At 65.8% G+C, this 8365-nt stretch carries 9 protein-coding genes; 1 reads left to right on the top strand and 8 read right to left on the bottom strand.

Annotation, left to right across the window (positions count from 1 at the left end):
- Positions 1-67 precede the first annotated feature (67 nt).
- Positions 68-568 carry a CYTH domain-containing protein gene (locus QMX83_RS18380; protein WP_282298082.1) on the bottom strand — a complete coding sequence of 167 codons (501 nt, stop codon included), beginning with the start codon at positions 566-568 and terminating at the stop codon, positions 68-70.
- On the bottom strand, positions 568-1902 hold the full coding sequence (gene rlmD, locus QMX83_RS18375; protein ID WP_282298081.1) for a 23S rRNA (uracil(1939)-C(5))-methyltransferase RlmD: 1335 nt from the start codon (positions 1900-1902) through the stop codon (positions 568-570). Before rlmD ends, QMX83_RS18380 begins: the two co-directional genes overlap by 1 nt.
- Before the next feature lie 136 nt (positions 1903-2038).
- Here rlmD and QMX83_RS18370 point away from each other — a divergent pair, with 136 nt between their 5' ends.
- Positions 2039-2761: a response regulator gene (locus QMX83_RS18370; RefSeq protein WP_282298080.1), complete on the top strand. Its 723-nt coding sequence runs from the start codon at positions 2039-2041 to the stop codon at positions 2759-2761.
- A 9-nt stretch (positions 2762-2770) separates the two neighbouring features.
- Here QMX83_RS18370 and recO read toward each other — a convergent pair whose 3' ends face one another.
- From recO to lepA, 6 genes are read right to left on the bottom strand one after another with little or no spacing between them, the layout of a single operon-like run.
- Entirely contained in the window at positions 2771-3487 is a 717-nt protein-coding gene (gene recO / locus QMX83_RS18365; RefSeq protein ID WP_282298079.1) for a DNA repair protein RecO, read from the bottom strand.
- Between the two features lie 53 nt (positions 3488-3540).
- Positions 3541-4437, bottom strand: a complete 897-nt coding sequence (gene era, locus QMX83_RS18360; protein WP_125360910.1) for a GTPase Era — start codon at positions 4435-4437, stop codon at positions 3541-3543.
- The gene (gene rnc / locus QMX83_RS18355; RefSeq protein ID WP_282298078.1) at positions 4434-5114 is read right to left on the bottom strand and encodes a ribonuclease III; all 681 of its coding nucleotides are present in this window, start codon (positions 5112-5114) and stop codon (positions 4434-4436) included. Before rnc ends, era begins: the two co-directional genes overlap by 4 nt.
- Positions 5104-5487, bottom strand: coding sequence for a DUF4845 domain-containing protein (locus QMX83_RS18350; protein WP_125360908.1), 384 nt, complete (start codon positions 5485-5487; stop codon positions 5104-5106). Before QMX83_RS18350 ends, rnc begins: the two co-directional genes overlap by 11 nt.
- A 32-nt stretch (positions 5488-5519) precedes the next feature.
- On the bottom strand, positions 5520-6314 hold the full coding sequence (gene lepB / locus QMX83_RS18345; protein ID WP_282298077.1) for a signal peptidase I: 795 nt from the start codon (positions 6312-6314) through the stop codon (positions 5520-5522).
- Between the two features lie 42 nt (positions 6315-6356).
- The gene (lepA, locus tag QMX83_RS18340) at positions 6357-8147 is read right to left on the bottom strand and encodes a translation elongation factor 4 (RefSeq protein ID WP_282298083.1); all 1791 of its coding nucleotides are present in this window, start codon (positions 8145-8147) and stop codon (positions 6357-6359) included.
- Positions 8148-8365 lie beyond the last annotated feature (218 nt).

Genomic DNA, 8365 nt, shown 5'->3' with positions numbered 1-8365 from the left:
GGCCGGCGCTACCGGGATGCCGGCTTCGGTAGCGCCGGCCGTTGGCCGGCCCAGGCGATGCCCGGAATCACCGTTCCGCGTCAGGCCAGTGGCTGTATGGGCGCGCGGCCAGCGCCAGGTTGTAATACCGCACCTGGTCAGTGACCTCTTCCCCGACCCATTCAGGCAGGTCGATGGCCTGCTCGGCGTGCTCCAGCTCGACCTCGGCAACCACCAGGCCAGCGTTCTCGCCCAGGAACTCGTCCACTTCCCACAGCAGGCCGCCGTGACGCACCAGATGCCGGCGCTTGTCGATCAGCCCACCCACGCACAGCGCCAGCAGGTCGCGGGCCTCCTCGACCGGGATCGGGTAGTCGAACTCCTGCCGGGTGTGGCCGATCTCGCGCGATTTCAGGTTCAGGAACGCCTGCGCGCCCTGGATGCGGACCCGCACCGAGGCCTTCTGCGCGCCGCTGTCGAGCGAGGCGGTGTCGTTGAGATACCCCTGGGCCATCGGAATGACCTGATGCGCCTGTTCGCGCCAGGCGTCATTGGTCACCCGGTACTTGCGTTCGATTTCCAGGGGCATCAGCGGCGCTCGAAGACGGCGATGCTCTCAACATGCGCCGTGTGCGGGAACATGTCCATGGCCCCGGCACTGACCAGGGTGAAGCCCTGCTCGTTGACCAGGTAACCGGCATCCCGTGCCAGCGAACCCGGATGGCAGCTGACGTAGACAATGCGCTTGAACTGCTTCAGCGGCAGCTGCTGCAGCACTTCGATTGCGCCTGAGCGCGGCGGGTCCAGCAGCAGCTTGTCAAAGCCCTGCCGCATCCAGCCGGTCTGGCGCTGGTCCTGGGTCAGGTCGGCGGCAAAGAACTGGGCGTTGCCCAGCCCGTTGCGTTCGGCGTTCTCTTTCGCGCGGGCCACGAGGCCGGCGTCGCCTTCCACGCCGACCACCTCGCGCACCGTGCGCGCCAGCGGCAGGGTGAAGTTGCCCAGCCCGCAGAACAGGTCCAGCACGCGCTCGTCCGGCGCGGCGTCGAGCAGGTCCAGCGCGAGCTGGATCATCTTCACGTTGAGCTTGGCGTTGACCTGGATGAAGTCCAGCGGACGGAACGCCAGTTCGACATTCCAGGGTTCCAGCTTGAACGACAGCGGCACCTCGGCCGGCCACAGCGGATGCACCGACTCCACCCCGCCGGGCTGCAGCGAAATGGCGAAGCCGTGTTCCTGGCCGAAGGCGGTCCAGGCGGCGCGGTCGCTGTCGCTGAGCGGCTGCATGTGGCGGATGGTGAGCATCACCGCCTGGTCGCCGGCGATGAACTCGATCTGCGGAATGTCACGCTTGCCGTCCAGGGTTTCGATGAACGCCGACAGCGCTGACACCTTGGTGCCCACTTCCGGAATCACGGTCAGGCACTGGGTCAGATCGGCCACGAAGCGCGGATCCTGCTCGCGGAAGCCGACCAGGGTCTTGTCCTTTTTCTCGACCCGGCGCACCGAGAAGCGGCCTTTGCGCCGGTACCCCCAGCTGTCGCCCACCAGTGGCGGCAACACCGTGCCAGGTGCGACATGGCCGATGCGGGTCAGGTTATCCATCAACACCCGCTGCTTGGCCACGATCTGCTGCGACTCTTCCAGGTGCTGCAGCACGCAGCCGGCGCAGACGCCGAAGTGCGGGCACCGCGGAGTAACGCGCTGCGGTGAGGCCTGCAGCACCTCCACGGTGCGGGCTTCGTCGAAGTGGCGGTTGCGCGCGGTAGGTTCAGCGCGGACCACCTCGCCGGGCAGGGCTCCGGTGACGAAGGTGACCTTGCCGCCCTCGCCTTCACGGCGGGCCACGCCGCGGCCGTCATGGCTCAGGTCAAGGATGTCGGTCTGGAAGGGGGTACGGTCGAGACGGGAACGGGATCGGGCCACGTGGCAACAGGCTGCGGGCAAAAGGGTGCGTATTGTCGCAGATACGGCCTGCGGGATTGCCTGCCCATGGCATTGACGGCTTGCAGACCGCCACAGCATGTTTAATATGGCCGCAGCTGACATGGAGGCAGCCCTTATGCAGATGACCCCCCGGGAATCCCTTCCCCGCTTGCTGCTCGTCGAGGACGACACCATCAGCCGTGGCTTCTTCAAGGCCGCGCTGGAAGCCCTTCCTGCCGAAGTGGACACCGCTGACTCACTTGCCACCGCCATCGACCGGGGCTGCAGGGCGCGCCATGACCTGTGGCTGATCGACGTGAACCTGCCGGACGGCAACGGCACCGAGCTGCTGCACCAGCTTCGGCGCACCCGCCCGGACACCCCGGCGCTGGCGCATACCGCCGACGCCGATACCAGCATCCATGCCCGACTGCGCGATGCCGGTTTTCGCGAGACGCTGGTCAAACCCCTGAGCGGCGAACAACTGCTGCAGGCCGTACGGCGCGCACTGGTGATCAGTCCGGGGTCAAATGCGACAACGGAAGCGGATCCCGAAGCTGAACGCGAAGACTGGGATGAGATCACGGCCCTGGCCGCACTCAATGGCCAGCGCCACCATCTGATCGCCTTACGCGAGCTGTTCCTGGCTGAGCTGCCCGGTGTGCGCGATGCCGTCGCCCAAGCGGTGCTGCAGCACGACGCGCCGGCCCTGCGGGGCCAGTTGCACCGGCTGCAGGCCAGCTGTGGGTTTGTCGGCGCGGCGCGGCTGGCACGCGCGGTCCGGCAGCTGCATCAGGCACCGGAATCGGTGGGCGCGCACACGCAGTTCCGTGCGGCGGTGGAGTCGTTGTTGCATTGAGTCCCGGCGCTACCGGGGCAATGCCTCGATCATTTCCCAGGATTTGAGTCCGCGCCCACCCAGGTGATGGAGCAGCACGGTGCGCATCGGTCGGCGCAGGCTGGCCAGGTCCTCACTGCCCGGCATTTCATCGGCAGCCAGCGCGAGCAGCGCGCTGCCGGTGGCGGTGCCACGCCGCGCATCGACGCCCCGCTCGCTGAGCAGCCGACGCGGCCCCTCCTGCGGATCCAGCTCGTAACGGGCGGCAGGGTCAATCGGCTCGCCGTCGCTGCCGTAGGCGAGGTCAAATCCGAAGCCGAGTGCCTCCAACAGGTCACGCTCAAACCGGCGCAGGGTCCATGCCAGCGGCTCACTCTGCGCAAGTCGCTGCCGAACCGTGCCATAAGCGTCATACAGCTCCGGCAATGGATCCTGTCGCGGAGCCAGCCGCAACAGCAGTTCATTGATGTAGAAGCCGGCCAGCATGGGCTCGCCACTGAGGCGGGGGGCGGCATCCAGCGCTTCGGCCTGGCGCAGCTGCGCCAGCTCTCCGCGTTGCACCGCCGTGAACCGGATCCACTGCAACGGCTGCAATGCCGCACGCAATGCCTGGCTGCGCGGACTGCTGACGCCGCGCGCCAGCACGCCAAGGCGCCCATGCTGCTCGGTCAGCACTTCGACCAGCAGGCTGGTTTCGCGCCAGGCCCGGGCGTGCAGGACGAAAGCCGGTTCGTCATCAATGCGCATCGCTCAGCCGCTGTCGCCGTGGCACACCGCAGTGGGCGGCATGCCGGTATGGATCATTCGTAACCGAACGCCTTCAGCGCGGCTTCGTCGTCGGACCAGCCTTCGCGTACGCGCACCCAGGTTTCCAGGAACACCTTGGCTCCGAACAGACGCTCCATCTGCAGGCGGGACTTGGCACCGATCTCCTTCAGACGGGTTCCGCCCTTGCCGATCACGATGGCCTTCTGGCCTTCACGCTCGACCCAGATCACCGCACCGATGCGCAGCAGATTGCCGTCTTCCGCGAAACGCTCGATCTCCACCGTGGTGGCATAGGGCAGTTCTTCGCCGAGCTGGCGCATCAGCTGCTCGCGGACCAGTTCGCCGGCGAGGAAGCGCTGGCTGCGATCGGTGATTTCGTCTTCGCCGAACATCGGCGGCGCTTCCGGCAGCAGCTTCAGCAGGTCGCGCACCAGCGCTTCCAGGCCGTTGCGCTTCTGCGCGGAAATCGGGTGGACCGCCGCGAACGTGCGACCTTCGGTGATCTGCTGCAGGAACGGCAGCAGGGCACCCTTGTCCTTGAGCCGGTCGACCTTGTTGACCACCAGCACCACCGGAATGCCGGCGTCGCTGAGTACGTTGAAGGCCAGGGTGTCTTCCTCGTCCCAACGCCCGGCCTCGATCACCAGCATGCCCGCGTCCACACCCTCGAGCGAGCCGCGCGCGGCGCGGTTCATCACCCGGTTCATGGCGCGCTTCTGCACCTTGTGCAGCCCGGGGGTGTCGACCAGCACGATCTGCCCTTCCGGGTAGCTGGCAATGCCGAGCAGACGGTGGCGGGTGGTCTGCGGCCGGTTGGACACAATGCTGATCTTGGCCCCGACCAGGGCATTGGTCAGCGTGGACTTGCCGACGTTGGGGCGGCCGATGACGGCAACGCTGCCGCAATGATGGGAGGATGCTTCGCTCACTTGGAATCCAGTTGCTCTAGGGCGGCGGCGGCCGCCTGTTGTTCGGCCAGTCGTCGCGAGGCCCCTTCGCCTTCGGTGCTGACTGCGGGTTCGGTTACGCCACAGCGTACCCGGAAGGTCTTGGCGTGGTCGTCACCCGACTCTGACACCAGTTCGTACTGCGGAAGGGCCTTCTGCCGGGCCTGCAGCCATTCCTGCAGGCGGGTCTTGGGGTCCTTTTCCGGGCGACCGGTGGCCGGCAGGGCCTCCATCGAGGCACTGAACCAGGGCAGCACCACGGCCTGGCACGCGGCAAAGCCGGCATCCAGGTAAATGGCCGCCACGACCGCCTCCAGCGCATCGGCCAGGATGGAGTCCCGGCGGTGGCCGCCAGACTTCATTTCACCCGGCCCGAGCGTCAGGCGCTCGCCCAGTTCCAGGCTGCGCGCGACGACCGCCAGCGCGCCTTCGCGCACCAGTTCGGCACGGGCGCGGGTCAGCGCGCCCTCGTCGGCCTTGGGCCAGCGCTGATACAGCGCCTGGGCCACCATCATGTTGACGATGCTGTCGCCGAGGAATTCCAGCCGCTCATTGTTCGGCGTTCCGGCGCTGCGATGCGTCAGGGCCTGCTGCAGCAGGCCCGGATCGTTGAAAGCGTGACCGATGCGGTCACCGCGTTGGAAGGTGTTATTGGGCACCGCTGGCGATCATTTCCTGTTGGGTATCGAATTTGCCCACGACGTCGAGGTTGCCGATCAGCGGGCGTCGCACTTCGTAGTTCACTTTCATGTTCCAGCCGCCGCTCACGCGCTCAAACTTGACGTTGGCCGGCTTCACGTTTTCCGAGTAGCTGATGTCCAGACGACGGAAGAACAGCTCCTGCACGCGGCCCGGCTCCATCGCGTTGACGCCTTGTTCCTTGGCTAGGCTCTTCATCGCCGTACGCACGGCGTAGTACTCCGAATACATCGGGAACAGCTTCATGCCGATGTACAGGATGAAACCGACCACGGCCAGCACCATCAGGAACGAAGTCAGGGTCATGCCACGCTGCGTCTTCATCGTCTTCATTGCGTTCTCCCCAGATACGCGTTGGTAATGAATCAATTGATCCCGGTGCCGATCCGCGACGGTTCAAAGCCATCCTTGCAGAACCAGCCCGAGCAGTTCAGCCAGATCAGGAACGCCTTGCCGCGGAGATTCTCCTCCGGCAGCAGGCCCCAGAAGCGGCCATCATCGCTGTTGTCACGGTTGTCGCCCATCACCAGATACTTGCCCTGCGGCACGGTCCACTGACCTTCGCCGCGGGGGTAATCAGTCTCCAGCACGGTATGGGTACGGCCCGGCAGCTGCTCGACCAGCAGCGTGGCACCTTCGCCCTGCCCGCGGTGACCAGCATACAACCCCTTGTTCTCGTACTTCACCGGTTCGCCGTTCAGGACCAGGGCGTCGCCCTGGAACACCACTTCGTCGCCCGGCACGCCGATCACGCGCTTGATGAAGTTCTCGCCCTTGTTGGGGTCGTTGTCCGAATGGCCCGGGAAGTGGAACACCACCACGTCGCCACGCTTGGGCTCGCCCACCGGCACCACCTTGGCGTTGTTCAGCGGCAGGCGCAGGCCGTAGGCGAACTTGTTGACCAGGATGAAGTCGCCGATCAGCAGGTTCGGCATCATCGAGCTGGACGGGATTTTGTACGGCTCGGCAATGAAGCTGCGCACCACCAGCACGATGGCCAGCACCGGGAAGAACGCCCGCGAGTAGTCCACCAGGACCGGTTCGGAATCCAGCAGGCCGGCGCGTGCGGCACGGCGCTTGGCAAAGTACAGCTTGTCGGCCAGCAGGATCAGGCCGGACGACAGGGTCAGCACGACCAGAAGGATTTCAAACAGTTTCATGCGGTGTCCTTGGGAGCGGGTACGTCGGCGCGGTGTCCGGGCTTACTTGTCCATCTGCAGCACGGCAAGGAAGGCTTCCTGCGGAATTTCCACCCGGCCAACCTGCTTCATGCGCTTCTTGCCTTCCTTCTGCTTCTCCAGCAGCTTCTTCTTGCGCGAAACGTCGCCACCATAGCACTTGGCCAGCACGTTCTTGCGCATGGCCTTGACCGTGGTGCGGGCGATGATCTGCGAGCCGACCGCGGCCTGGATGGCCACGTCGAACATCTGCCGGGGAATCAGGTCCTTCATCTTCTCGCACAGCTCGCGGCCGCGACGGTCGGCGTGGCTGCGGTGCACGATCAGCGACAGTGCGTCGACCTTGTCGCCATTGATCAGCACGTCCACGCGCACGAACGGGCCGGCCTCGAAGCGCACGAAGTGATAGTCCAGCGAGGCGTAGCCGCGGCTGACCGACTTGAGCTTGTCGAAGAAGTCCAGCACCACTTCGGCCATCGGCAGCTCGTAGCTGATCTGCACCTGGCTGCCGAGGTAGTTGATGCCGATCTGGCTGCCGCGCTTTTCTTCGCACAGCTTGATGATGTTGCCGATGTACTCCTCGGGGGTGAGCACATTGGCGCGGATGATCGGCTCGCGGATTTCCTCGACCATGTTCACCGGCGGCAGCTTGGCCGGGTTGTCCATGTTGACGATGGAACCGTCGGTCTTGAGCACTTCATACACCACGGTCGGCGCGGTGCTGATCAGGTCCAGGTTGTACTCGCGCTCCAGGCGCTCCTGCACGATTTCCATGTGCAGCATGCCGAGGAAGCCGCAGCGGAAGCCAAAGCCCATGGCTTCGGAGCTTTCCGGCTCGAAACGCAGCGCGGCGTCGTTCAGGCGCAGCTTGTCCAGCGCCTCGCGCAGGTCCGGGTAGTCTTCGGCGTCGACCGGGAACAGGCCCGCGAACACGCGCGGCTGCATCTCCTGGAAGCCCGGCAGCGGCTTGGGAGCCGGGTCGCCGGCCAGGGTCAGGGTGTCGCCGACCGGTGCGCCGTGCACGTCCTTGATGCTGGCCGTGACCCAGCCCACCTCACCGGCGCGCAGGGCCGGCAGCACCTTGCGCTTGGGGGTGAACACGCCGACGTTGTCGACCTGGTGGTTGCGGCCGGTGGACATCACCTGCAGCTTGTCGCCGGGCTTGATTTCGCCCTGCATCACGCGCACCAGCGAGACCACGCCCAGGTAGTTGTCGAACCAGGAGTCGATGATCAGCGCCTGCAGCTTGTCGGTGTCACGCGGCTTCGGCGGCGGAATGCGGTGCACGATGGCTTCGAGCACGTCCTGCACGTTCAGGCCGGTCTTGGCACTGACCGGCACCGCGTCACTGGCGTCGATGCCGATGACCGCTTCGATTTCCGCCTTGGCGCGGTCGATGTCGGCGGTGGGCAGGTCGATCTTGTTGATCACCGGCACCACTTCCAGGCCCTGCTCCACGGCGGTGTAGCAGTTGGCCACCGACTGCGCTTCCACGCCCTGGGCCGCATCGACCACCAGCAGCGCCCCTTCACAGGCGGCCAGCGAGCGGCTGACTTCATAGGAGAAGTCGACATGCCCGGGGGTGTCGATGAAGTTCAGATGGTAGGTCTGCCCATCCTTGGCCAGGTACGGCAGCGACACCGACTGGGCCTTGATGGTGATGCCACGCTCGCGCTCGATCGGATTGGAGTCGAGCACCTGCGCTTCCATCTCGCGGGCCTGCAGGCCGCCACAGAGCTGGATGATGCGGTCGGCCAGCGTGGACTTGCCGTGGTCGACGTGGGCAATGATGGAGAAATTGCGGATGTTCCGCATCGAATCAGAGGACATAGGTGGCGGCGGCGCGGCGCGTCGTCAGGATAACGGTGCATTATCGCATGGCCGGCCCGGTCCCGTGCGTCCGGCCCGCCAAATCTCGTTTCCAGCGGCCAGATACGACCGGGCCCGCCGAAGCGGGCCCGGGAAAACATAGCAGCAGCGCGGGTTACGGGCCGGTGCGGCTCGGCACGAAGGAGCTGTTGCCCCCGGCGCGG

This window comes from Stenotrophomonas sp. PS02289 (assembly GCF_029960115.1).
Classification (GTDB): Bacteria; Pseudomonadota; Gammaproteobacteria; order Xanthomonadales; family Xanthomonadaceae; genus Stenotrophomonas.
The sequence above is the reverse complement of the archived record's forward strand: the minus strand, read 5'-3'. Positions and strand labels throughout refer to the sequence as shown.